The sequence below is a fragment of the Burkholderia humptydooensis genome (assembly GCF_001513745.1).
Lineage (GTDB): Bacteria > Pseudomonadota > Gammaproteobacteria > Burkholderiales > Burkholderiaceae > Burkholderia > Burkholderia humptydooensis.
Genome location: NZ_CP013382.1, coordinates 946,008 through 969,818, shown reverse-complemented (window position 1 = coordinate 969,818; position 23,811 = coordinate 946,008). Strand labels below are relative to the sequence as shown.

At 72.0% G+C, this 23,811-nt stretch carries 16 protein-coding genes; all 16 read left to right on the top strand.

From position 1 onward, the window contains the following. Nucleotides 1-231 precede the first annotated feature (231 nt). Nucleotides 232-726: a type VI secretion system contractile sheath small subunit gene (gene tssB / locus AQ610_RS23345; RefSeq protein WP_006028866.1), complete on the top strand. Its 495-nt coding sequence runs from the start codon at nucleotides 232-234 to the stop codon at nucleotides 724-726. Further along, nucleotides 723-2,249, top strand: a complete 1,527-nt coding sequence (gene tssC / locus AQ610_RS23340) for a type VI secretion system contractile sheath large subunit (RefSeq protein ID WP_006028867.1) — start codon at nucleotides 723-725, stop codon at nucleotides 2,247-2,249. Before tssB ends, tssC begins: the two co-directional genes overlap by 4 nt. Before the next feature lie 184 nt (nucleotides 2,250-2,433). Next, complete coding sequence (locus AQ610_RS23335) at nucleotides 2,434-2,922, top strand: Hcp family type VI secretion system effector (RefSeq protein ID WP_009915381.1); 489 nt, start codon at nucleotides 2,434-2,436, stop codon at nucleotides 2,920-2,922. Beyond that, entirely contained in the window at nucleotides 2,901-3,371 is a 471-nt protein-coding gene (gene tssE / locus AQ610_RS23330) for a type VI secretion system baseplate subunit TssE (protein WP_006028869.1), read from the top strand. Before AQ610_RS23335 ends, tssE begins: the two co-directional genes overlap by 22 nt. A gap of 28 nt (nucleotides 3,372-3,399) precedes the next feature. Continuing rightward, nucleotides 3,400-5,151 carry a type VI secretion system baseplate subunit TssF gene (gene tssF / locus AQ610_RS23325; protein ID WP_006028870.1) on the top strand — a complete coding sequence of 584 codons (1,752 nt, stop codon included), beginning with the start codon at nucleotides 3,400-3,402 and terminating at the stop codon, nucleotides 5,149-5,151. Beyond that, nucleotides 5,139-6,161 (top strand): type VI secretion system baseplate subunit TssG, encoded by a 1,023-nt coding sequence (gene tssG, locus AQ610_RS23320; protein ID WP_043283161.1) that lies wholly within the window; start codon nucleotides 5,139-5,141, stop codon nucleotides 6,159-6,161. The genes tssF and tssG overlap by 13 nt, the downstream gene beginning before the upstream one ends. Beyond that, entirely contained in the window at nucleotides 6,148-8,976 is a 2,829-nt protein-coding gene (gene tssH / locus AQ610_RS23315) for a type VI secretion system ATPase TssH (RefSeq protein ID WP_006028872.1), read from the top strand. The genes tssG and tssH overlap by 14 nt, the downstream gene beginning before the upstream one ends. Nucleotides 8,977-9,003: 27 nt before the next feature. Then, a complete protein-coding gene (locus tag AQ610_RS23310) occupies nucleotides 9,004-11,988 on the top strand; it encodes a type VI secretion system Vgr family protein (protein WP_006028873.1) in 2,985 nt (994 codons plus the stop codon). 25 nt (nucleotides 11,989-12,013) lie between these two features. Next, entirely contained in the window at nucleotides 12,014-14,677 is a 2,664-nt protein-coding gene (locus AQ610_RS23305) for a type VI secretion system accessory protein TagAB-5 (protein ID WP_006028874.1), read from the top strand. 17 nt (nucleotides 14,678-14,694) lie between these two features. Further along, nucleotides 14,695-15,759, top strand: coding sequence for a type VI secretion system accessory protein TagB-5 (gene tagB-5, locus AQ610_RS23300; RefSeq protein ID WP_006028875.1), 1,065 nt, complete (start codon nucleotides 14,695-14,697; stop codon nucleotides 15,757-15,759). Beyond that, nucleotides 15,738-16,508: a DUF3540 domain-containing protein gene (locus tag AQ610_RS23295; RefSeq protein WP_269465454.1), complete on the top strand. Its 771-nt coding sequence runs from the start codon at nucleotides 15,738-15,740 to the stop codon at nucleotides 16,506-16,508. Before tagB-5 ends, AQ610_RS23295 begins: the two co-directional genes overlap by 22 nt. Before the next feature lie 27 nt (nucleotides 16,509-16,535). Further along, on the top strand, nucleotides 16,536-16,928 hold the full coding sequence (locus AQ610_RS23290) for a DUF4150 domain-containing protein (RefSeq protein WP_006028877.1): 393 nt from the start codon (nucleotides 16,536-16,538) through the stop codon (nucleotides 16,926-16,928). A 9-nt stretch (nucleotides 16,929-16,937) separates the two neighbouring features. Beyond that, nucleotides 16,938-17,714: a type VI secretion system lipoprotein TssJ gene (gene tssJ, locus AQ610_RS23285; RefSeq protein WP_006028878.1), complete on the top strand. Its 777-nt coding sequence runs from the start codon at nucleotides 16,938-16,940 to the stop codon at nucleotides 17,712-17,714. A 32-nt stretch (nucleotides 17,715-17,746) separates the two neighbouring features. Continuing rightward, nucleotides 17,747-19,144, top strand: a complete 1,398-nt coding sequence (gene tssK / locus AQ610_RS23280; protein ID WP_043283162.1) for a type VI secretion system baseplate subunit TssK — start codon at nucleotides 17,747-17,749, stop codon at nucleotides 19,142-19,144. Continuing rightward, a complete protein-coding gene (locus AQ610_RS23275) occupies nucleotides 19,141-19,827 on the top strand; it encodes a DotU family type IV/VI secretion system protein (RefSeq protein ID WP_006028880.1) in 687 nt (228 codons plus the stop codon). Before tssK ends, AQ610_RS23275 begins: the two co-directional genes overlap by 4 nt. Continuing rightward, nucleotides 19,824-23,702 (top strand): type VI secretion system protein, encoded by a 3,879-nt coding sequence (locus AQ610_RS23270; RefSeq protein ID WP_006028881.1) that lies wholly within the window; start codon nucleotides 19,824-19,826, stop codon nucleotides 23,700-23,702. The genes AQ610_RS23275 and AQ610_RS23270 overlap by 4 nt, the downstream gene beginning before the upstream one ends. The last annotated feature ends 109 nt before the right edge of the window (nucleotides 23,703-23,811 follow it).

Sequence of the window (23,811 nt, the reverse complement as noted above, 5' to 3'; positions counted from 1 at the left end):
CGTCTTTGTTTCGGACATCAATCGATCTTGGCGATGCGTCGCGCCGTTCTTTTCATCCGCAACGAAGGCGGCACGCGGCGACCAAAAATTGGAACCCGGCGGCTAACGCCGGTTCCGTCTTTCCTTCGATACTGGCCCCGCCGGTGCGGCTTTTGAGCGTTTCATGCAAAACGCCGCGCGCATCCGGACACGACCGTCGCCCGCGAGCGACAACGAAGAGGAGAACCCAACATGACAACGAACGGATCCGTCGCGCCGAAAGAGCGGGTCAACATCGTCTATCGCCCGGCCACGGGCGACGCGAAAGCGGAAGTCGAGCTGCCGCTCAAGGTGCTCGTGCTCGGCGAATTCTCGACGGCCGACGACAAGCCGCCGCTCGAGGAGCTCGCGCCCGTGAACGTCGACAAGGACGACTTCAACGATGTGATGAAGGCGCAGCGCCTTCGGCTCGCGCTGAGCGTGCCGAACCTGCTCGACGATCAGGCGGGCGAAGACGAACGCCTGGCCGTCGCGCTCGGCTTCGAATCGATCGACGATTTCTCGCCCGACGCGATCGTCGAGACGGTGCCCGAACTGAAGCAGCTCGTCGCGCTGCGCGACGCGCTGAAGGCGCTGAAGGGCCCGCTCGGCAACATCCCGGGCTTTCGCAGGCGCATCCAGGAGATCGTCGCCGACAAGGGCGCGCGCAAGCAACTGCTCACCGAACTCGGCCTCGACGACCAATGAACCGCGACACGGAACAGACGACCATGGAAGGCGAACACCTGCAATCCCCGAAGAACGACGACGCGCCGCACGCGGCGGCGCCCGACTCCCCCGCGTCGCTGCTCGACGAGCTGATCGAGGCCGCGCGCGTGAAGCGCGATGAGGACGCGTATCCGATCACGCGCCAAGGCATCCAGGCATTCGTCGCGCATCTGGCGAAACCGAAGCGCCCGATCGAGACCGTGAGCCAGGCGACGATCGACGACATGATCGCCGAGATCGACCGCAAGCTGTGCCGGCAGGTCGACGCGATCCTCCACGATCCGGATTTTCAGCAGCTCGAATCGACGTGGCGCTCGCTGAAGTTCCTCGTCCAGCGCACGGATTTCCGCGAGAACATCAGGATCCAGTTCCTCGACGTCGGCAAGGCGGCGCTCCTCGACGATTTCGACGATTCGCCCGACATCACGAAATCCGGCCTGTACCAGAAGGTCTACACGGCCGAGTACGGCCAGTTCGGCGGCCAGCCGATCGGCGCGATCGTCGCGAACTACACGTTCGGGCCGGGCGCGCAGGACGTCAAGCTGCTGCAATACGCCGCGAGCACGGCGGCGATGGCGCACACGCCGTTCGTCGCGGCGGCGGGCCCCGCGTTCTTCGGCATCGATTCGTTCGGCAAGCTGCCGAACGTGAAGGATCTGGCGTCGCTGTTCGAGGGGCCGCAATTCGCGAAGTGGAACGCGTTTCGCGAAAGCGAGGACGCGCGCTACGTCGGCCTCACGCTGCCGCGCTTCCTGCTGCGGCTGCCATACGGCGCGAACACGACGCCCGTCAAGCGCTTCAACTACGACGAGCGCGTCGATGGCGGCGACGCGGATTTCCTGTGGGGCAACGCGGCGTTCGCGTTCGCGACGCGGCTCACCGCGAGCTTCGCCGACTACCGCTGGTGCGCGAACGTGATCGGCCCGAAGGGCGGCGGCACGGTCGCCGATCTGCCGCTCTATGCATACGAGGCGATGGGCGAGATCCAGAACAAGATCCCGACCGACGTGCTGATTTCCGAGCGCCGCGAGTTCGAGCTCGCCGAGCAGGGCTTCATCGCGCTCACGATGCGCAAGCACAGCGACAACGCCGCGTTCTTCTCCGCCAATTCGACACAAAAGCCGAAATTCTTCGGCATCGGCAAGGAAGGCAAGGAAGCCGAACTGAATTACCGGCTCGGCACGCAACTGCCGTACATCTTCGTCGTCAACCGGCTCGCGCATTACATCAAGGTGATCCAGCGCGAGAACATCGGCACGTGGAAGGAGCGCGGCGATCTCGAGCAGGAGCTCAACCAGTGGATCCGCCAGTACGTCGCGGACATGGACAACCCCACCGAGGGCGTGCGCAGCCGCCGGCCGCTGCGCCAGGCGGAGATCTTCGTGTCGGACGTCGAGGGCGAGCCGGGCTGGTACCGCGTCGACATGAAGGTGCGGCCGCATTTCAAGTACATGGGCGCGTCGTTCACGCTGTCGCTCGTCGGCAAGCTCGAAAAGCGCTGATGGCGCGCGGCCCTCGGCGCTTGCGCGCCGAATGTTTCATCCGTGACGTTCGGGCGCTGCGCCGAAACGAAAATCCAATCCGCGCCGCCAATAATCGTTTCACGTCAGCGGCCCCGCGTCGGGCCGCGGCGTTCGTCAATCCGGCGCGCCGCGCGGCGCGCCGCCACATCAGGAGGAATTCACCATGCCGATGCCGTGCTATCTCACGCTCGAAGGGGAAACCCAGGGCAACATCGAGGGCTCCTGCGCCATCGCGGGCCACGAGAACAAGATTCTCGTCCAGGGCGTCGAGCACAAGATCGAGATCCCGAAGAACCTGCAGACCGGCCTGCCGACCGGCCCGCGAATTCACGGGCCGATGATGCTGACGAAGGAGATCGACAAGTCGTCGCCGAAGCTGGCGCAGGCGCTCACGTCCGGCGAGCACATGAAGTCGGTCGTGCTCGAGTACTGGCGGATCAATAAGGATGGCAAACAAGAGCATTACTACACGGTCAAGCTCGAGAACGCGATCCTGATGGAAATCCGCTCGTGGACGCCGAACTGCCTCGTGCTCGACAACAAGGAGCTCAGTCACATGGAAGACGTGTCGTTCACCTACGAGAAGATCACGTGGACCTACGTGCTGGACGGCATCGAGGCCGAAGACTCATGGCTCACACCGAAGAAGTGAGCGCGCGCCCGCCGGCGCGCCGGCCGACGGGCGGGCGTCGCCTGCTCGAACGCATCGCGGACTGGGAGGCGGGCGGCGAGCATGCTCGCCTGCCTCGCGCCGACGCGCTCACGCGCTCGATCATCGATCACCTGCGCCGCATCCTGAACACGCGGCAAGGCCACGTGCCGATCGATCCGGCCTTCGGCGTGCCGGACTTCACGAATCTCGCGGGCGGCTTCGCACAAGGGTCCGCCCGCGAGATCGAGGCGCAGATCGAGCGCGTGATCGCGTGCTACGAGCCGCGGCTGAAATCGCCGCGCATCGCGCTCGCCGAGCGCGCGCCCGGCGCGACGACGCTGCACTTCAGTCTCGACGCGCAGCTCGTGATCGACGCGCGCGAAGTGCCGGCGCGCTTTCTGACGACCGTCGGCGGCAACGGAAAGATCGATATCCGAACCATTTCCTGAGCGCGCGCGCTTTCGCCGCGCGTCCATCATGACCACCACCACGCTGAATCGCTATTACGAGGACGAGCTCGTCCGCCTGCGCGAGCTCGCCGCCGAGTTCGGCCGCGCGTACCCGCTGCTCGCGCCGATGCTCGGCGCGCCGTCGGGCGACCCGGACGTCGAGCGGCTGCTCGAAGGCGTCGCGTTTCTGACGGGGCTCGCGCGGCAAAAGCTCGACGACGGCCTGCCGGAGCTCGTGCAGGCGCTCGCGAACCTGTTGTTTCCGCACTCGCTCTGCCCGGTTCCGGCGGCGACGCTGATCGCGTTCGAGCCGCGCGGCGCGCTGCGCGAGCGCGCGGTGATCGCGGCCGGCACCGAGATCGAATCGACGCCCGTCGACGGCACGGCCTGCCGGTTCCGCACGTGCGGCAGCCTCGATGTCGAGCCGGTCGCGCTCGCCGGCTGCCGGTTCGTGCCGCCCGCGGAAGGCGGGCCCGCGCTGCGGCTCGATTTCGAGATGCTCGGCATCGACGCGAGCGAATGGGATGCGGCGCGCATTCGCCTGTTCGTCGCCGGCGAGCGGCTGCACGCGAGCCGGCTGTTCGCGCTCCTGATGCGGCACGTCGCATCGGTCGACATCGCGTGCGGCCCGCCGGATCGGCCCGGCCCGCGCTGCGCGCTCGGCAGCCGCGCGCTGCGACCGGCGGGCTTCGACGACGCGCTGCTGCCCTGCCCCGAGCGCGCGTTCCCCGGCTTCAGGCTGCTGCACGAGTATTTCGCGTTCGCCGAGAAATTCCTGTTCGTCGAGCTGAGCGGCCTCGAGCGCTGGCGCGCCGCGCGCTCGGGCGCGCAGTTCAGCGTGTGGCTCGCGCTCGATTGCGCCCCCGACTGGCTGGCGGGCATCGATCGCGACAGCTTCCGGCTGAACGTCGCCCCCGCGCTGAACCTGTTCGCGCACGAGGCGGTGCCGATCCAGCACGAGCATCGCGCGACCGACTACCGGCTGCAACCCGAAGGCGACGCGCACGGCCACTGCCGGATCCACTCGGTCGATCGCGTGGTCGGCTATCGCCCCGGCCATCCTGTTGACCGGCATTACGTTCCGTTCGGCGTCGCGGGCGACGCGGGTGTCGCGGGCGACGCCGCGAGCTACCGGCTGATTCGCCGCGCGGCGCTCGACGGACGCGGGCACGACGTCCATCTGGCGCTCGCGTATCCGCCCGGCGAGGCGCTCGCGACGGAAACGCTGTCGATCGGCCTGTCGTGCACGAACGGCGCGCTGCCCGCGCGCCTGAAGATCGGCGACGTGTGCCGTCCGACCGACAGCTCGCCCGAGCGCTTCGCGTTCGCGAACATCGCGCCGGTGAGCCCGCCGCTCGATCCGCCGCTCGGCGAGCCGCTGCTGTGGCGGACCATCGGCCATCTCGCGCTGAATTTCCTGTCACTCGGCAACGTCGACAACCTGAAGCAGATGCTCGCGCTCCACGCGTTCGGCGAGCGCGGCGACGATGCGCGCGCGCAAGCCGACCGCCGCCGCATCGACGGCATCGAATCGGTCGACGTGCGCGCCGAGACGCGGATCGTCGGCGAGCGGATGCTGAGCGGCCAGCACGTCGCGCTGCGCTGCCGCGCGCACGCGTTCGGCGGCGCGGGCGAGCTGTATCTGTTCGGCTGCGTGCTCGAGCGCTTTCTGGCCGAATACGCGGCGCTCAACACGTACACGCGCGTCGAGATCGACGCGTCGCCCGACGGCGGGCGCTTCGCGTGGCCGCCGAGGATGGGGGCGCAATGCCTGCTCTAGAACCCGTGCTGCTCGGCGAGGCGAAGCACTTCGCGTATTTCCAGGCGATCCGGCTGCTGCGGCGCATCGTCCGCGAACGGCGCGACGCGGCCGCGTGCAGGCCCGACGCGCGGATGCCGATCCACACGCGGCCGAATCTCGCGCTGTCGTTTCCGGACACCGACATCGAGCGCATCGACAAGGCGGAGGACGGCGGCTACCGGGTCGTCGCGAACTTCTTCGGGCTGTACGGCGTGTCGTCGCCGCTGCCGACGTTCTATACCGAAGACCTGATCGACGAAGCGTTCAAGGGCCGCCACGCGGCGCGCAGCTTCCTCGACGTGCTGCATCGCGCGCTCTATCCGCTGCTGTTCGATGCCTGGCTCAAGCATCGGCTGTCGCTGCGGATCGTCGAGGAGCGCGACGAGAACGCGCTGCGCCCGCTCTACGCGCTCGCGGGCGTCGATGCGCGCGTCGCGCGCGACGCGGGCCTGCACGCGCACGCGCTGCTGCGCTACGTCGGGCTGCTGAGCCAGCGGCCGCGCTCGGCGTCCGGGCTGCGCGCGCTGCTCGCCGATGCGTTCGCGCCCGCGACGGTCGACATCGAGCCGTGCGTGCCGCAGTGGCTGCCGCTTCCCGGCGATCAGCGCACCCGCGTCGGCGCGCGCGCGCATCGGCTCGGCGTCGACGCGCGCGTCGGCACGCACATGCGCGACGACGGCGCCCGGTTGCGGATCGTGCTCGGCGACGTGCCCGGCCCGCTGTTCCGCGCGCTGATGCCGGGCGGCGAAGCGTTCCGCCGGCTCCGGTTCCTCGCGCGTCTCTATCTGACGCAGCCGTTCACAGTCGACGTCGTGGTCCGCGTGCGCGCGCGCGACGCGCTGCCCGCGCGCTGCGGCGGCCGCGCATGGTCGCGCGTCGGGCTCGACGCGTGGCTGGGCGGGCCGGCGCCCCAACTCGCGGCGTCGCCCGAATTCCGTCTTCCGCCCTCCCTCTTTGATCAAGCGAGACCCCATCATGCTGCTGGTTGACCTGAAACCGTTGATCGAACAGCTCAACCCCTATTGCCGGACGGCGCTCGAAAACGCCGTCGGCGCCTGCGTCGCGCGCCGGCACGACGACGTCGCCGTCGAGCACCTGCTCGCGCGGCTGTGCGACGAGCCGTCGGCCGACGTCGCGCTGCTGCTGCGCGCGAGCGGCGCCGACGCGGCGCGCCTGCGCCGGCAGGCCGACGCGGCGCTCGATGCGCGGCCGGCGGGCGGCGGCGCACGCCCCGCCTTCGCGCCGTCGCTGCTCGCGCTGCTGCAGGACGCGTGGCTGATCGCGTCGCTCGAGCTCGGCGAGACGCACATCCGCTCGGCGGCCGTGCTCGCCGCCGCGGTCGCGCGCGCGGCGCGGCAGCCGTCGCCCGGCGGCGAGGACGTGCTGCAGTCGCTGCGCAAGGACGCGCTCGTCGCGCGCTTTGCGAGCGGCGCATGCGCGCAATCGATCGAATCGAGCCGGCCCGCCGCGCGCGACGCCGCGCCGGGCGATGCGAACGACGCGCACGATGCGTCGAGCGCGATCGCCCGCTATTGCGAGGACTTCACCGCGAAAGCGCGCGCCGGCCGGATCGACCCGGTGTTCGGCCGCGACGCGGAGATCCGCCAGATCGTCGACATCCTCGCGCGGCGGCGCAAGAACAATCCGGTGTGCGTTGGCGAGCCGGGCGTCGGCAAGACGGCCGTCGTCGAGGGGCTCGCGCTGCGGATCGCCGAAGGCGACGTGCCGGCGACGCTGCGCGGCGCGACGCTGCTCGGCCTCGATCTCGGGCTGCTGCAGGCGGGCGCGAGCGTGAAGGGCGAATTCGAGCAGCGGCTCAAGCGCGTGATCGCCGAGATCCGCGCGTCGCAGACGCCCGTCGTGCTGTTCGTCGACGAGGCGCACACGCTGATCGGCGCGGGCGGCCCGGCGGGCGCGTCCGACGCGGCGAACCTGCTGAAGCCCGCGCTCGCGCGCGGCGAGCTGCGCACGATCGCGGCCACCACGTGGAGCGAATACAAGAAGCACTTCGAGAAGGACGCGGCGCTCGCGCGGCGCTTCCAGCCGGTGAAGCTCGACAGCCCGGACGTCGCGACGTCGGTGATGATCCTGCGCGGCCTGAAAGACCGCTATCAGGACGCGCACGGCGTGACGATCCGCGACGACGCGCTCGTCGCCGCGGCCGAGCTGTCGGCGCGCTACATCACCGGCCGGCAGTTGCCGGACAAGGCGATCGACCTGCTCGACACCGCGTGCGCGCGCGTGAAGGTGCGCCAGCAGACGAAGCCCGCCGCGCTCGAGGACGCGCAGCGCGCGATCCAGGCGTTGGAGCGCGAGCGGCGCGCGCTGCGGCAGGAACTGGCCGAGCGCTGCGCGCCGGACACGCCGCGCGTCGCCGACATCGATCGCGAGCACGCCGCGCTGTCCGCGCGCGCCGACGCGTTGCGCGACGCATGGGCGGCGCAGCGCGACGCGGCGCAGGCGCTCGTCGGCGCGCGCCGCGCGTGCCGGGCGGCCGCGGATGCCGCTGAAGCGGCCGACGCCGTCGATGTCGCCGACGTTGCCGACGTTGCCGACATCGCCGATGTCGATGCGAGTGCCGGGGCCGCCGCGGCCGCCTCTCGCGCGCATGCCGAGCCGGCCTCGCACGCCGACGCGCGCGAGCGCGCGGCGCGCGCGCACGCCGACGCGACCCGCCGTTTCGAGCACGCGCAACGCGACGCGCGGCTCGTGCGAATCGACGTCGATCCGGACGCGATCGCCGACGTCGTGGCCGACTGGACCGGCATCGCGGCCGGCAAGCTGCGCCGCGACCGCGCGAACGTGATGCTGCGGCTCGCCGATACGCTCAGGCGCCGCATCCGCGGCCAGGATCACGCGATCGGGCAGATCGCGCAGGCCGTGAAGACGGGCGCGGCCGGCGTCCGCGATCCGCGCCGGCCGCTCGGCGTGTTCCTGCTCGCGGGGCCGTCGGGGACCGGCAAGACCGAGACCGCGCTCGCCGTCGCCGACGCGCTGTTCGGCGACGAGCGCTCGATCGTCGTCGTCAACATGAGCGAATTCCAGGAGCGGCACGACGTGAGCCGGCTGATCGGCTCGCCGCCCGGCTACGTCGGTTACGGCGAAGGCGGGATGCTGACCGAGGCGGTGCGCCAGCGGCCCTATTCGGTCGTGCTGCTCGACGAAGTCGAGAAGGCTCACCCGGACGTGCTGAACCTGTTCTATCAGGTGTTCGACAAGGGCACGCTGTCCGACGGCGAAGGCAAGGAAGTCGACTTCGCGAACACGGTGATCTTCCTCACGTCGAATCTCGGCGCGGATGCCGTCGCCGATCTCGCGGCGCACGGCGCCCGCCCCGATCCGGACGCGATGCGCGCAGCGATCCGGCCCGCGCTGTCGCGCCATTTCAAGCCCGCGCTGCTCGCGCGGATGACCGAGATTCCATATGCGACGCTCGCGCCCGACGCGCTCGCCGACATCGCGCGGCTGAAGCTCGAACGCATCGCGGCGCGCGTCGCCGCGCAGCACGCGACGCGCGTGGTCTACGACGACGCCGTCGTCGCGCACGTCGCCGCGCGCTGCACCGAAGTCGAATCGGGCGCGCGCAACGTCGACTTCATCCTGCAACGGCACGTGTTGCCCGCGCTCGCGCAGCACGTGCTCGTCTGCGCGGCAGACGCGACGCAGGTGGCCGCGATCCGCGTCGCGGTGGACGCCGACGGCCGCTTCGCCGTGTCGGCCGACGGGCCGGCCGGGGGCGATGCGCGGGGTGCATCCGATGCGCTCGATGCATCTGATGAGCCCAGCGCGCCCAACGCGCGCTGACGTCCCCCCGCCGCCCAGGAGTTCCCGATGTTGCCATCCCACCGACACGATGCCGCCGCGCCGCCCGCGAACGCGCGGCGCTTCACGTTCGCGAGCGAAGCGTACGACGACGCTGCGTTCGAGGTCGTCGACCTGACCGGCCGCGACGCGATCTCGCAGCCGTACCGGTTCGAGCTGACGCTCGTGAGCGAGCAGCCGCGAATCGACTTCGCGAAGATGCTGAGCCGCGGGGCCACGCTCACGATCCTGCCGCCATACGGCGACGCCGGCACGACCCGCTATGCCGGCGTGCTCGCCGAATTCGAGCAGTTGAACGGCTTTCGCAACCTCACCGTCTATCGCGCGACGCTCGTGCCGCGCCTCTGGCGGCTGTCGCTGTACAAGGCATCCGACGTCTATCTGAACGAGCAGACGATTCCCGACATCGTGAAGCAGGTGCTGCGCGGCGCGTCGTTCGGCAGCCGCGACTACCGCCTGCGGCACGGCAGCGGCTATCGCAAGCGCAGCTTCGTCTGCCAGTACGACGAGAGCCATCTCGATTTCGTGTCGCGCTGGATGGAAAAGGAAGGTCTCTACTACTACTTCGAGCACGACGGCAAGCGCGAGACGCTCGCGATCGTCGACGACCGCCGCTATCAGCCGGGCCCCGCCGACGATCTCGCGCTGCGCTACCTGCCCGCGGCCGACTTCGACACGGGCATCGAATCGAACCGCGTGCAGGCGTTCGCGTGCCGCGCGACGCCGCTGCCGCGCGAAGTCGTGCTGCGCGATTTCAATCACCGCAAGGCGGAACTGCCGCTCGAAGTGCGCGAGCGCGTGTCGCGCGACGGCATCGGCGAGCGGGTGTCGAGCGACGAGCATTTCCACACGAAGGACGAAGGCCGGCGCTACGCGAAGCTGCGCGCCGAGGCGCTCGTCTGCGAAGGCCGCCGGTTCTCGGGCGAGGCGACCGCGGCCGGCCTGCGCGCCGGCCGCTTCGTCGCGCTCGCGGGCCACTATCGCGCGGATTTCGACGGCCGCTATCTGGTGACGGCGGTCACGCATCGCGGCTCGCAGGCGGGCCTGCTGTTTCCCGATCTCGGCACGCCGTTCGGCGCGACGCCGGGCGCGCCCGTCTATCGCGCCGAATTCGACGCGATTGCCGCCGACGTCCAGTACCGGCCGCCGCGCGCGACGCCGAAGCCGCGCGCGGCGGGCGTCATCAGCGCGATCGTCGACGGCGAGGGCGGTGGCAAGCTCGCCGAGCTCGACGAATACGGGCAGTACAAGGTGCGCTTTCCGTTCGCGCACACCGCGCATCCCGCGAACCAGGGCTCCGCGCGAATCCGGATGGCCACGCCCTATGCGGGCGCCGACCGCGGCATGCACCTTCCGCTGCTGAAGCGCACCGAAGTGAAGATCGCCTTCGACGGCGGCGACCCCGACCGCCCCGTGATCGTCGGCGCGGTGCCCAACTCGTCGCACCGCAGCGTCGTCACGCGCCGCAACCCCGCCGCGCACCGGATTCTGACCGAGCACAACCAGCTCTACATGAAGGACGGCAGCGGCGCGGCGACGTGGCTGCACGCGCCGAACAACCACATCGGCATCGGCGCGGTCGGGCCCGGCGGCGGCCTCGCGCTCCTCACGTCCGGCAACAAGTTCGATTTCTCGCTCGGCAACGCGTACAGCTTCTCGGGCGGGCTCAAGTGCTCGGTGTCGATGGGCGGCAACACCGACGTCTACGTCGGCGTGCGCAACAGCCTCGACGTCAGCGCGAACTTCCTGACCACGCTGCAGGGCAACCTGCGCTGGATGCTGCCCGGCAGCCGGACATTCGAGATCAACGACAGCGCGTCGACGCTGCTGCAGACGCTGCACAAGCAGTCCGCGACGGGCGCGATCCGGCTGTCCGCCGGGCAGGACGCATCCGCGCTGCTGCAAAAGCAGCTCGACAAGCTCAAGGGCACGGTGCGCAAGTTCATGATCGTGTCGGGCCTCGCGAACGCCGGGTCCGCGGCCGCCGCCGCGGGGCTCATCAAGGGCGGCGGCGCGGTTGCCGATCTGCCGTGGGCGGGCTTCGGCATATCCGCCGCGCAGTTTGCCGGCGCGAGCGCCGTCAGCACGGCGCTGATGGCGACGGCGCGCACGCTGCTCGCGAACGTCGCGAAGCTGCAGGAGGCGCTGCCGCTCGTCGCCGACCTGTCGCTCGGCAAGCACGGCATCGCCCTCGCCGCGAAGAACCTCACGCACGCGACGCGGATGTCGCTCGCCGTCGACGGGCTCACATGGTCGACGCACGCGAAGGGGCCGGGCGCGGCGGGCGTCGCGATGAGCGCCGGCAAGGGCCGCTGGGGCGTCGAATCGGCGAAGCACGCGCACGTCCACGCGAGCGACACGCTGCTGTTCGCGGTGCCGGCCGATCCGGCCACCAGGCTCGACCTGAAGGACCTGATCGGGCTGCGCCGCGATCTCGATGCCTGCGTGAAGGACATCGCCGATCTCGAAGCCGACATTTCGGAAAACGAAGTGCTGTCGACCCGTCAGAACGCGTTCGGCGTCAGCGCGCTCGTGCCCACGCCGCCGTCGCCCGCCGATGCGGTCGCGGCGGTCGCGATCAAGGCGAAGGAAGCGAAGCTCGCCGGGCTGAACGCGAAGCACAGGCTCGTCACGCTGAAGATCGACAACCTCCAGCAAAAGCTCGAGAAACACGTGAATAACCTGAGCGCCGTGCGGATGAGCGCATCCGGCGCCCAGCTCGGCTTCAAGGGCAACCGGCTTGTCGCGACGGCCGACGGCGTCACGCTCGCGCATGCGCAGGGCAAGGCGAAGCTCGACGTGCGCGAGGCGAAGATCGGCGTCGTGGCGGGCAAATCGAGCGTCGAGCTCGACGAAGGCAAGATCGCGGCCGGTTGCGGCAGCGCATCGCTCAAGCTCGGCAGCGACGGCGCGATCGACGTGCGCGCGACCAACGTCAAGCTGAACGGCAGCGCGTCGCTGAAATTCGACGGCCAGTTGATCCAGCTCGGCTGACGGGCGCATTCGTTCGGATTCCATCATGAAAATCGTCAAACCCGAGTCGCTCGCGCTGCTGTGCCGGACACTGCGCTTCGAAGGCGTCGACCGGCTGTCGATCGGCGCGCTCGCCTGCTTTCCGCTGCGCGCCGGCGCGCCCGCCGGCCCCGGCGATCTCGCGACGGAGGCCGCGCTCTGGCAAGTCGCGCAGCAGTGGCTCGACGGGCACGCGCCGCTCGACGAGGGCCTGCCGAAGCCGGCGGGCGAATTTCTCGTCTACGGCGACGCGTATGCGCCGCCGGGCCGCGAACGCGGCGCGCGCGCGCCGGTCGCGGTGCGCGCGCGCATCGGCGCGGCGTGCAAGGAGCGGCTCGTCGACGCGCGAGCGTCAGCACCGCTCGCCGAATTTCACGCGCTGCCGCCGTCGGCCCCCGAGCGCGCGCGCGATCTCGGGCCATTCGACGAACGCTGGCTGGCCGCGCGCTGGCCCCACCTGCCCGCCGGCACGCGCGCCGAGCATTTCCACACCGCGCCGCGCGACCAGCGGATCGCCGGATTCTGGCGCGGCGGCGAGGACATCGAGCTCGTCAACCTGCATGCGGACCGGCCGGTCATCGCCGGCGCGCTGCCGCGCGTTCGGGCGCGCTGCTTCGTCGAGCGCGCGATCGATGGCGCCGCGCGCATCGACGCGTGCCCGATGCGCGCGGAAACCGTCTGGCTGTTCCCCGGCGCGGCGTGCGGCATCGTCCTGTATCGCGCGCTCGCCGCGATCGACGATGAAGACGGCGACGACGTCGTGCGCGTGATCGCCGGCTGGGAAAGCGCCGACGCGCCGCCGTTGCCCGACGGCGCTTACGTCGGCCGGCCGGTGCCTGAAGACGACGGCTCTCGCCCGGCGCTCACGCCCGCCGCCGCACTCGTGCCTGCGCCTGCGCCTGCGGCGATCGCCGGCGATGAAGCGCGCGCCGCTGCCGGCCGCGCGGCCGATCGAGCGCCGACCGGGCCGGCATCGGCTTCGCACGCGGAACAGCCGGCGGTGCCGGAATCGCCTGCGCCGCTGCCCGCGCCGGAACTGGCCGCGCTCGAACGGGACGCGGCGGCGCTCGCCGCGCAAACCGACGCGCTGCTCGCCGGGCTGGGTATCGCCGAAGCGGACATCGCGCGTCTGCTGCCGGCGCGCGAGGCGCCCGCCGACATGAACCTGGACGAGCTCGCCGCGCTCGCGGCGGAACTCGATGCGCAGACCGCGCAATGGCAAGCGCAGTACGACGCGGCGGCGGCCGGCGGGCAACGCGATGTTTCGCCGCCCGCTTCGCCGCTCGCTTCGCCGAATTCGCAGGCGCCGGGCGAAGCATCGTCGCTCGCCGACCTGCTTCGGCAAGCCGACACGCAGATCCGCATGCTCGTCGAGCAGCACGGCCTGTCGCGCGCGCAGATGGAGGCGGCCGCGCGGGACCGGCCTGAGCTCGCAGCCCTCGCGGACGCGCTCGATGCGCTCGATGCGCTCGATGCACCGCTCGACGTCGACGCGCTGACGGCCGGGCTCGCCGCGCCCGCCAGCGGCGAAGCGATCGTCGAACCGGATACGCCGGCGGAGCCGGACCGGCCACCACCCGCGAACGGGCTCGCCGACGCCGCCCCCGCCCTCGCGGCGACGCGCCCCGCCGCGCCGCCGGCCGACGACGCGCTGCTCGCGGAACCGCTCACGCGCGAGCAGGTGATCGAGCGCCACGCGCGCGGGCTCGGCTTCGCCGGCCTCGACCTGAGCGGCCTGGATCTGTCGTCGGCCGCGCTCGAACGCGCGGACTTCCGCGATGCGCGCCTTGAACGCACCGGCTTCTCCGGCTGCCGGCTGGCCGGCGCGTCGTTCGAGCGCGCGCTGCTGTCGCGCGCCGATTTCTCGAACGCGGACCTGCGCGACGCGACCTTCGTCGATACGTCCGCCCCCGGCGCATCGTTTCGCGGCGCCGCGCTCGATCGCGCGCGCCTCGATCGCGCCGATTTCACCGGCGGCGACTTCACGCGCGCGTCGCTCGCCGACAGCCATTGCGCGCACGCGCAATTCGACGCGAGCGCGATGACCGGGCTCGCGGCCGCGCGGCTCGACGGCGCGCATGCGAGCTTCGCGGGCTGCGCGCTCGACGCCGCCGATTTCACGTCGGCGCGCGTGCCGCGCGCGAACTTCCAGCACGCGACGCTCGCGGATGCGGTGTTCGCATCCGCGCAGTGCGACGGCGCCGAATGGTACGGCGCGCGAGCGTCGCGCGCGCAGCTTCGCTCGGCATCGCTGCGCGGCTCGCGCGCAGACGCATCGACGTCGTTCCGGCACGCCGTTCTGAGCGGCGCGGCGCTCGACGGCGCGAACTGGGACGGCGTCGACCTGCGCGACGCGAATCTGCACGCCGCGACGCTCGACCGCGCGAGCCTCGCGCGCGCGATCGCGAGCGGCGCGCAACTGACGCGCGCGCTCGCGCGGCACGCGGATCTGACGAAGGCCGATCTGACGCACGCGGACGCGCGCTTCTCGAACCTGCTCGGCGCGTCGCTGCGCCGCGCGCGGCTCGACGGCGCGCAACTGCAATCGAGCAACCTGTACGGCGCCGACTGCTACGGCGTCGCGCTCGGCCGATCGCAGCTCGACGGCACGAACGTCGAGCGAACGCTCTTCACCGTGCCGGGCCGCCCCGAACTCGCCTCCCCCCGCTGATTCACTCGACGCCACCCATGTCCGACACCGTTCACGCGGCGCTCGCCGCCCTCGCCGACACCCGCACGCTATCCGGCATCGATCTTTCGGATGTCGATCTTTCCGGCCGCGATCTGTCCGGCTGCACGTTCGATCGCGTGATCCTGCGCGGCGCGAACCTGTCGGCCGCGCAGCTCGACGCGACGCGCTGGCGGCACTGCGATCTGACGGGCGCGCGCCTCGATGGCGCAACGCTCGGCGAATCGGGCTGGCACGCGGTCGCGCTGCGCGCCGCGAGCCTGCGCGCGACGACGGGCGACGCATTCGTGATGACGGACACCGACCTCGCCGGCGCGACGCTGACCGACGCGCTGTGGGCGCGCGCGACGTTCGAGCGCGGCGATTTCTCCGCCGCGCGGTGCGCGCACGCGAAGCTGCTGCGTTGCGAAACCGTCGATTGCCGCTTCGAGCGCACCGATTTCGCGAGCGCCGAGCTCGAGCGCTTCGCGGCGATGCGCGCCGACCTGTCGACCGCGCGCTTCGACGCCACTCGCCTGACGAATGCGCTCTTCGCCGAAGCGAATCTGCGCGGGCAACGCTTCGACCGCTGCGATCTGACGATGACGCATTTCAGCGGCGCGACGCTCGCCGGCAGCGATTTCAGCAGCGCATCGCTCGTGCAGACGATGTTCTTCGACGCCGATCTCGAACGCGCGACGCTCGCCGGCGCGCGCGGTCGCCACACGCGTTTCGCGGGCGCGACGCTCGTCGGCGCGAACCTCGCCGAGGCCGCGTTCGACGAATCCGATTTCGCGCGCGCGCGCCTGTCGTCAGCGAACGCGCGCGGATTGCGCGCGCGGATGTCGCTGTTCGCGCGCGCCGATTGCGCAGGCGCGACGCTCGCGGGCGGCTGCTTCGCCTACTGCGATTTCTCGCACGCGACGCTGTCGCGCGCCGACTGCGCCGGCGCCGATTTCTCGCACGCGAACCTGCACGGCGTGGACGACCGCGCCGCGCGCTGGGACGGCGCGCGCAAGACGGGCGCGCGCGCGACCGATCCCGCGCTCGCGCGGGCCGAACGATGGACCGCACCCGAACGATGACACACGACTCTCGCGCTTCGATGACGACCCTGCCTGCTTCCTCCGCCTCCCCTGGCGCGGCCGCGCCGCTGCCGCCCGTCGACGCGCCGCGCGCATCCGGGGCCGATGCGTCGTTGCGCGCGTCTTGCGTGACGGGCCGCGCCGGCGACTGGCTATCGCTCGACGATCCCGTCGGCCGCGCGCGGCGCGCCGACGGCTGCCTGCTCGCGCCCGACGTCGGTGACCGCGTGCTGATCTGGGCGCCGGCCCGCGCCTGCGCGCACGGCGACGGCGATGCGTGCGGCGCGCCGCCCGCGTATGTGCTCGCCGTGCTCGCGCGCGCCGGCGCGCCGCACGCCGCGCTCGCGCTGCCGGGCGGCGTCGTGCTCGAGGCCGGCGCCGACGGGCTGCGCATCGACGCGCCGCGCATCGCGCTCGCGGCGCGCGACCGGATCGACGCGTGCGCGACGCGCGTCGACGTGAGCGCGCATCGCGCACGCGTGCGCGCCGCGCATCTCGACGCGCACGCGCAGTCGATCGTCGGCCGCGCGCACGACGTGCGCCTCGTCGCGCGCCGCTTCACGTCGACGATCGGACGCGCGCTCCACACGCTCGGCGACTGCTTTCGCCGCGTGTGCGGCGTGGACGACTTGCGCGCCGCGCGCGCGCGCTGGCGGATCGACGAGCGCGCGCACCTGCACGCGCGCGACGTCACGCTACTTGCGGACCGCCACGTCGGCATCGACGGCGAGCGCATCGATCTCGGCTGACTGCTTCTTTCAATTCGGAGTTCCAACATGTTTGTCGTCACCACCGCGTCCGGCCTGTGCATGAGCCCCGCCGACGTCTGCAAGACCCCGACGCCGGGCGGCCCCGTGCCCGTCCCGTATCCGAACACCGGCCTGCCGATGATGGCCGCGTCGATCACGACGAAAGTGCTCGTCTGCGGGATGCCCGCGCTCACGAAAAAATCGACGATTCCGATGACGAACGGCGATCAGCCGGGCACCGCCGGCGGCGCGATGTCCGGAAAGATCATGGGCAAGGTCGAATTCACGGCCGGCAGCGCGAAAGTGAAGCTCGAAGGCAGCCCGGCCGTGCGGCTGACGACGCCGACGAAGCACAACGACGGCAATGCGACGGGCGCCGTGCTGCAGCCCAGCCAGCAAAAAGTGATGGTGATGAGCTGAGGCGCGGGCATGAACGAACGACACATTTCGATGCCGTCGGCGGCACATGCGCGCCGGCCGGTTCGGCCGCCGCAGCCACGCCCCGCATGCGCCGCCGCGCTCGTTGCGCTCGCCGCGCTCACCGGCTGCGCGACGGGCGTCACCGAAGAGCAGGCGCGCGCCGACGTGCGATGGGACTACGCGCCCGATGCGCTGCGCATCGACATCGACGCATCGCCGCGGCTGAACGAATACCTGAACGCGCCGCACACGCTGCTGCTCGCGGTATTCCAAAGCGCGGACGCGCAGACGTTCCGCGAGCTCGCCGACGATCCGGACCGGCTGCGCGCGATGCTCGCGGCGGGCGGGCCCGCGGCGGACTTCATCCAGACGACGCGCTACGTCGTCGCGCCGGGCGCGCGCGTCGCGCTGTCGATCGATCGCGCGCAGCGGGCACGCTACGTCGGCATCGTCGCCGGCTACTACGACGCCGACGGCCCCCGCGCGGCGCGCCTCTTCGACGTGCCGCTGCACATCGACAAGCGCGGCTGGTTCTCGTCCACCTATCGCGCCGCGCCGCGAACGCTCGGGCTGCGGCTCAGGCTCGGCGCGCAGAGCATCACCGACGCGCGCGAAGCGCAGTTGAACCTGCCGCCGCCCGGCGCGCGCGCGTGGACGACGCTCGACAGCGGCGCGAAAACGCTGACGCTGCCGAGCGCTGACGAAAACGCGAACGCGAACGGCGGCGGCAACCGCGACAGCAACGAAAACGACGAGGCCGCCGCCCGCGCGCCGCTCAAGCGATGACACGCGACGCATCACGAACCGGAACGAACGACATGGACAACATCTATTGGCATCAGGGGATGCTGCTGCAACCGCAACATTTTCAGTTGGCCGAACTGCATCAGCAGTTCCGCGTCGAGCCGTGGCTCGCGTCCGGCCCGCCGCATTTCTGGGGCGTCGGCGCGCTGTCGCTCGCGCAGGCCGCGATCGACCGCCGCGCGGTCGAGATCCGCTCGGCGCACCTGCTCTTTTCCGACCGCAGCTACGTCGAATATCCGGGCAACGCGGTCGTCGCCGCGCGCGCGTTCGATCCAGCGTGGCTCGACGACGGCCGCGCGCTCGTCGTGCACGTCGCGCTCAGGCGGCTCGCGCGCGGCGCGAACAACGTGACGGTGGCGTCCACGCCCGACGCGCTGCCCGACGCCGCGACGCGCTACGCGACGCTGCCGTGCGCCGACGAGGTCGGCGACCTCTATTCGGACCAGCCGGGCGCGCCGGTGCGCACGCTCAAGCATGTGCTGAAGATCGTGTTCGGGCACGAGCTCGACGCGCTCGCCGGGCACGAGACGATCCCGATCGCGCGGATCGTGCGCGACGGCGAGCGCCTGCGGCTCGACGACGATTTCGCGCCGCCGTGCTATGCGCTGACGGGCGCGCGCGCCTTGCTCGACCGGGTCCGCTGCATCCGCGACGAGCTCGCGGGCCGCGCGCGGCAGTTGCAGCAGTACAAGAATCCGCGCGAGATGCAGCGCGCCGAGTTCGACGCGGGCTATGCGGCGCTCCTGCTCGCGCTGCGCTCGCTGAACCGCTTCGGCCCGCTGCTGTTCCATCTCGCCGAATGCGACCGGCTGCATCCGTGGACGGTCTACGGCGTGCTGCGCCAGCTCGTCGGCGAGCTGAGCGCGTTCTCCGAGCGCTTCGACATGCTCGGCGAGACACCCGACGCGCGCGGCGGCCTGCCGCCGTATGACCACCGCGATCTCGGCGGCTGCTTCTCGCGCGCGCACGCGCTGATCGGCCATCTGCTCGACGAAATCGCGGTCGGCCCCGACTGCGTCGCGACGTTCGAGCCCGACGGCGAGCGGCAGCCCGCGCAACGGTCCGCGCGACTGCCGCCCGACGTGTTCGCGGATCGCCATCTGATCTATGTCGCGATCCGCAGCGCGCACGATCCGGACACGCTCGCGCAACGCTTCCTGCTGGGCGGCCGGATCGCGGCGACCGACGAGATGCCGCAGCTCACCGCGCTCGCGCTTCCCGGCGTCGAGCTGACCCGCCTGCCCGGCGCGCCGCCGCGGCTGCCGCGCCGCGGCGACGCGCGCTACTTCCGGATCGAGCAGGCCGGCCGGCCGTGGGACGCGATCCGGCGCGACGGCCGCATCTCGCTGCGCTGGGCCGATGCGCCGGACGACCTGCACGCGGAACTCATCGCAGTGAGGCACGCATCATGAAGCTGTCCGATTCGATGATGCCGCTCGTCGCGTATGCGCGGCAGCTCGCGCAATCGCCGCGCGGCGACGCCGCCGAAGTCGCGCTGCGGCTCGACATCCTGATCGAGCGCGCGCGCGATCACGCGGCCTGCGCGGGCGCGCCCGAAGCCGATGTCGACGACGCGCTGTTCGCGGTGTGCGCGTGGATCGACGAGGCGCTGCTGAACAGCGGCTGGGACGATGCCGACCGCTGGACGCTGCGGCTGCTGCAGAAGCGCCACTTCGACACGTCGCACGCGGGCGTCGTGTTCTTCGAGCGCCTCGACGCGCTCGACGGCGCGCGCGCGAACGTGCTCGCGGTCTATCTGCTGTGCCTGCAGCTCGGTTTTCGCGGCCGCTACGGCTACGACGGCGGCAGCCAGCCGCTCGACGCGATCCGGCGGCGCGCGCTCGACGCGTTGTCGGCGCATGCGTCACTGCCCGCCGAAGGCGAGCCGCCGTTCCCCGCCGCATATCCGGACGACGGGTATCCGGACAACGCCGGACATCCGCGCGCCGCCGCGGCCAACGCGCGAACGCGCCGCCGCATCGCGCTCGCGGGCCTGAACGTCGGGCTGCCGCTCGCGATCCTGCTGTCGCTCTATTTGATCTATCACGTCGTCATCGTGCGAATGGTCGACTCGGTGTTCCCGAGGCTGCAATGAAGACGCTCGGCATGATGATCGCGCGGATCGTCGCGCTGCTCGCGCTCGCCGCGCTCAGTTGGGCGACCTCGCTCTACTTCGACTGGCCGCTGTGGAGCGCGCCCGCCGTGTTCTGCGCGGCGCTCGCCGGATGGCTGCTGGGTGCCATCGCGCGCCGCGCGCTGCGCGCCGTTCGCGCGCGCAGGCAGCTCGCGCGGCTCGACGCGGCCGAGCGCGCGCCCGCCGATCGCGACGCGCCGGAGCTGCGCGTCGCCGCGCGCTGGCGCGCGGCGCTCGACGCGCTCGAACGCGCCGCGCCCGCGCCGGGCCTGCGCGGCCGGCCGCGCGACGCGCTGCCCTGGTATCTCGTGATCGGCCGCACGGGCGCGGGCAAGACGACGGCGCTCGCGCGCGCGCGCATCGCGTCGCCGCTGCGGCGCGCGCGCCACGACGCGGCCATCGCGCCGACCGAGGACTGCGACTGGTGGTGCTTCGACGACGCGGTCGTGCTCGACCTCGCGGGCCGCTTCGCCGAGCCCGACGCGACCGACGGCGACCACCGCGCATGGAGCGCACTCCTCGAGCAGCTCGGCCGCGCGCGTGCGCGCCGGGGCGTCAACGGCGTCGTCGTCGCGATCGACGCGCCGCGCCTCGTCGAAGCGGATCGCGACGCGCTGACGATCGACGGCTGCGCGGTCCGCGAGCGGCTCGAGCAACTGATCCGCCTGTTCGACCGGCGCTTTCCGGTCTACGTGCTCGTCACGCAATGCGACCGGCTCTACGGCTTCGACGAATGGGCCGCGCAGCTCGCTCCGGAACAATGTGATCGCGCGTTCGGCTATCTCGGCGATCACGACGCGGATGCGTTCGTCACACACGCGCTCGACAGCGTCGACGCGCGGCTCGCCGCGCTGCGCGTCGCGCCGGCGGCGCGCGGCGAGCCGCCCTCGCCGCGCGCGCTGATGCTGCCGCACGAGCTCGCGCGCGTGCGGCCCGCGCTCGATGCGTTCGCACGCGCGGCGTTCGGCCCGAACGTCTATCAGGAGACGCCGTATCTGCGCGGGCTGCTGTTCACGAGCGGCCGGCAGGCGGGCGGCGCGCCGTCGCTGACGCTGCCCGACTGGCTCGACGCCGCGCCGGCGCGCGCGCCCGGCGACGCGGGCCTGTTCCTGCACGACGTGTTCGCGCGCGTGCTGCCGGGCGAGCGCGACGCATGGCGGCCCGTCGAGCGGCCAAGCCGCTCGCGGCTGACGCCGGCGCGCGTCGCGCTGGCCGCATGGCTCTTCGCGTGCGTCGCGGCCGGGCTGCTGATGAGCGCGTCGTTCGTCGGCGACATGCGGACCGTCGAGCTGATCCGCCGCGACTATCCCGCGCATCCGCGCTTCACGGGCGAGCTCATGCGCGATGCGGCGACGCTCGAGCGAATCGGCCGCGTGATCGCCGACGTCGAGCGGCGCGACGAGCGGCGGCTCGTGCGGCGGCTCGCGCCCCCGATCGCCGACGCGACGCCCGTCGGCCGGCTCGAAGCGGAACTCAAGCGCCGCTACGTCGCGCATTATCGGCGCTCGATCGAGCCCGCCGCCGATCGGCTGTTCTTCGGCGAGCCGGACGGCGCGAGCGACGCGCGCGCGGCTGACGACGGCGATGTCGCCGCGCGCATCCGCAATCTGGTCCGCTACGTGAACCTGATGCAGGCGCGCCTGCGCGGCGCGGATCGCGAGACGCTCGCGCGGATGCCCGCGCCGGCGGCCGTGCGCGCGCGGGATGACGACGGCGCAGGCGGCAAGCGGCGCACAAGCGACACGAGCGGCACGAGCGGCACAAGCGACACGCGTGGCGTCGGCGGCACGAGCGACACCCGCGACACGAACGACGCAAGCGGCGCGCGCGATCGCGGCGACGGGCTGCCGCCGCGCATCGGCGCGCTCGCCGTCGGCCGGATCGCGTGGAGCGCACCCGGCGACAGCGCGCTCGCCGCACGGCTCGCGGCCGCTCAGGCGCAGCTCGAACGGCTCGCGTACCGCGACCCGGACGGCGCGTGGCTGCTCGCGCTGCCCGACGCAACGATGCCGCGCGACGTGACGCTCGCCGACTTCTGGCCGGCCGCCGCGCCACCCGCGCTGCCTGCCGCTCAACCCGCCGCGCTGCGCGACGTGCGCGTGCCTGCCGCGCTGACGGCCGCGCATCGTCCGGCGATCGACGCATTCCTCGACGAGATGGCGCAGGCGGTCGCGAACCGGCCGAAGTTCGCGTTCCATCGCGACGCGTTCGATGCGTGGTATCGCACGCGGCGCATCGACGCCTGGCGCGACTTCGTCGCGCGCTTCCCGCAGGGCGAGCAAGGGCTGACGACGCAAGCGCAATGGCGCGCGGTGATCGACCGGATTCCCGATCGCCGCGATCCGTTCTCGGCGTTGCTCGCACGCGTCGATCGCGAATTCGAATCCGTGCGCGACGACGCGCTGCCGCCGTGGCTGCGCTTCGTCCGGACGGCGTCGCACATGCTCGCGCCCGCGCGATTGCCCGCGGCGAGCGGCGGCCTCGGCGCGACACTCGGCTCGATCTCGCGCAGCGGCGGCCGCGCGCTGCGCGAGGCGCTCGGCGGCGCGCCCGCGCAAGGCCGGCTCACGCTCGAGCGCGACGCCGCGTTGCGCAACGCGCTCGTCGACTACGAGCGGCGCGTCGCCGCGCTCGCCGCCGACGCGCTCGCGGGGCCCGGCGCCGCCTACCGGCTCGCGGCCGACTTCCACGGCTTCGGCGTCGATCCGTCGGTGGAAGCATCCGCGATGCGCGCGGCCGACGATGCGCTGCGCGACGTCAAGCGGCTCGCGGGCGGTCGCGACGTCGGCGGCGACGTCGTCTGGAGCCTCGTCGGCGGCCCGCTGCACGCGGTGATCGCGTATGTCGAGCGGCAAGCGTCGTGCGCGCTGCAAGACGACTGGGAGCGCGACGTGCTGTGGCCGCTCAGGCGCGCGGCGACGCACGACGACGCCAACGACCGGCTGTACGGCCCGCAAGGCGCGATCTGGGCGTTCGTCGACGGCCCGGCGAAGCCGTTCGTGCGCGTCGGCGCGGCGCGCGCGGCGGCGGCCGACACGCTCGGCTACCGGCTGCCGTTCACCGATGCGTTCCTGCCGCTCGTCGACGACGCGGCCGCCCGGCGCGTCGCGCAGGCGCGGCGCGAAGCCGAGCGGCGTGCGCAACAGCAGGCGGCGGCCGAGCTCGACGAGCGGATCGCGTCGCTCGGCAAGCAGATCGACGCGCTCAACGCGCAGACGGTGCGCATCGGGATCGTCGCGCAGCCGACCGACGTGAACCGCGAAGCGCAGGCCAAGCCGTTCGAGACCGTGCTGACGCTGCAATGCGCGCCGCAGGCGCGCACGCTGACGAACTACAACTTGCGCGTGTCCGAGCAGATCGACTGGCAGCCCGATCGATGCGGCGACGCGACGCTGCGCATCGCGCTCGGCGACGTCACGCTCGTGCGCCGGTACGCGGGGCCGCTCGGCGTCGCGCGCTTCGTCCAGGACTTCCGCTACGGCGTGCGGCGCTTCGCGCCCGGCGATTTTCCGGACGCGAAAGCGCAGCTCGAACGCCTCGGCGTGCGCTACGTCGACGTGCGTTACGACTTCTCGGGGCATGACGCGCTGCTCGCGCACGTCGAGCGGATCGACGCGCTCGAGCGCGAGCGCCGCGACGACATCGCGCGGCAGCGGCGCGCCGCGAGCCGGCAGGACGACGGGGCGGGCGCGGGCGGCTCCGCGGCGAACGTTGCACGCGCGTCGTCTGCGTCGAGCACACCGGGCGCGGTGGACGCCGCGCTGCCCCGCCGCATCGGCGCGTGCTGGGGCGACCCGGCTCGCGACGGGCCCGGCGGCGGCGGCGCGCGTCCGTGATCCGCTCGTCGCCCAGTCAAGCCGCCGAATCCGCTGATGTTCACTTTCTGTTTCTGTTCACCTTCAGTCTTGCCATGATGAAACACACGTCGAACCCCCTCGACCATCC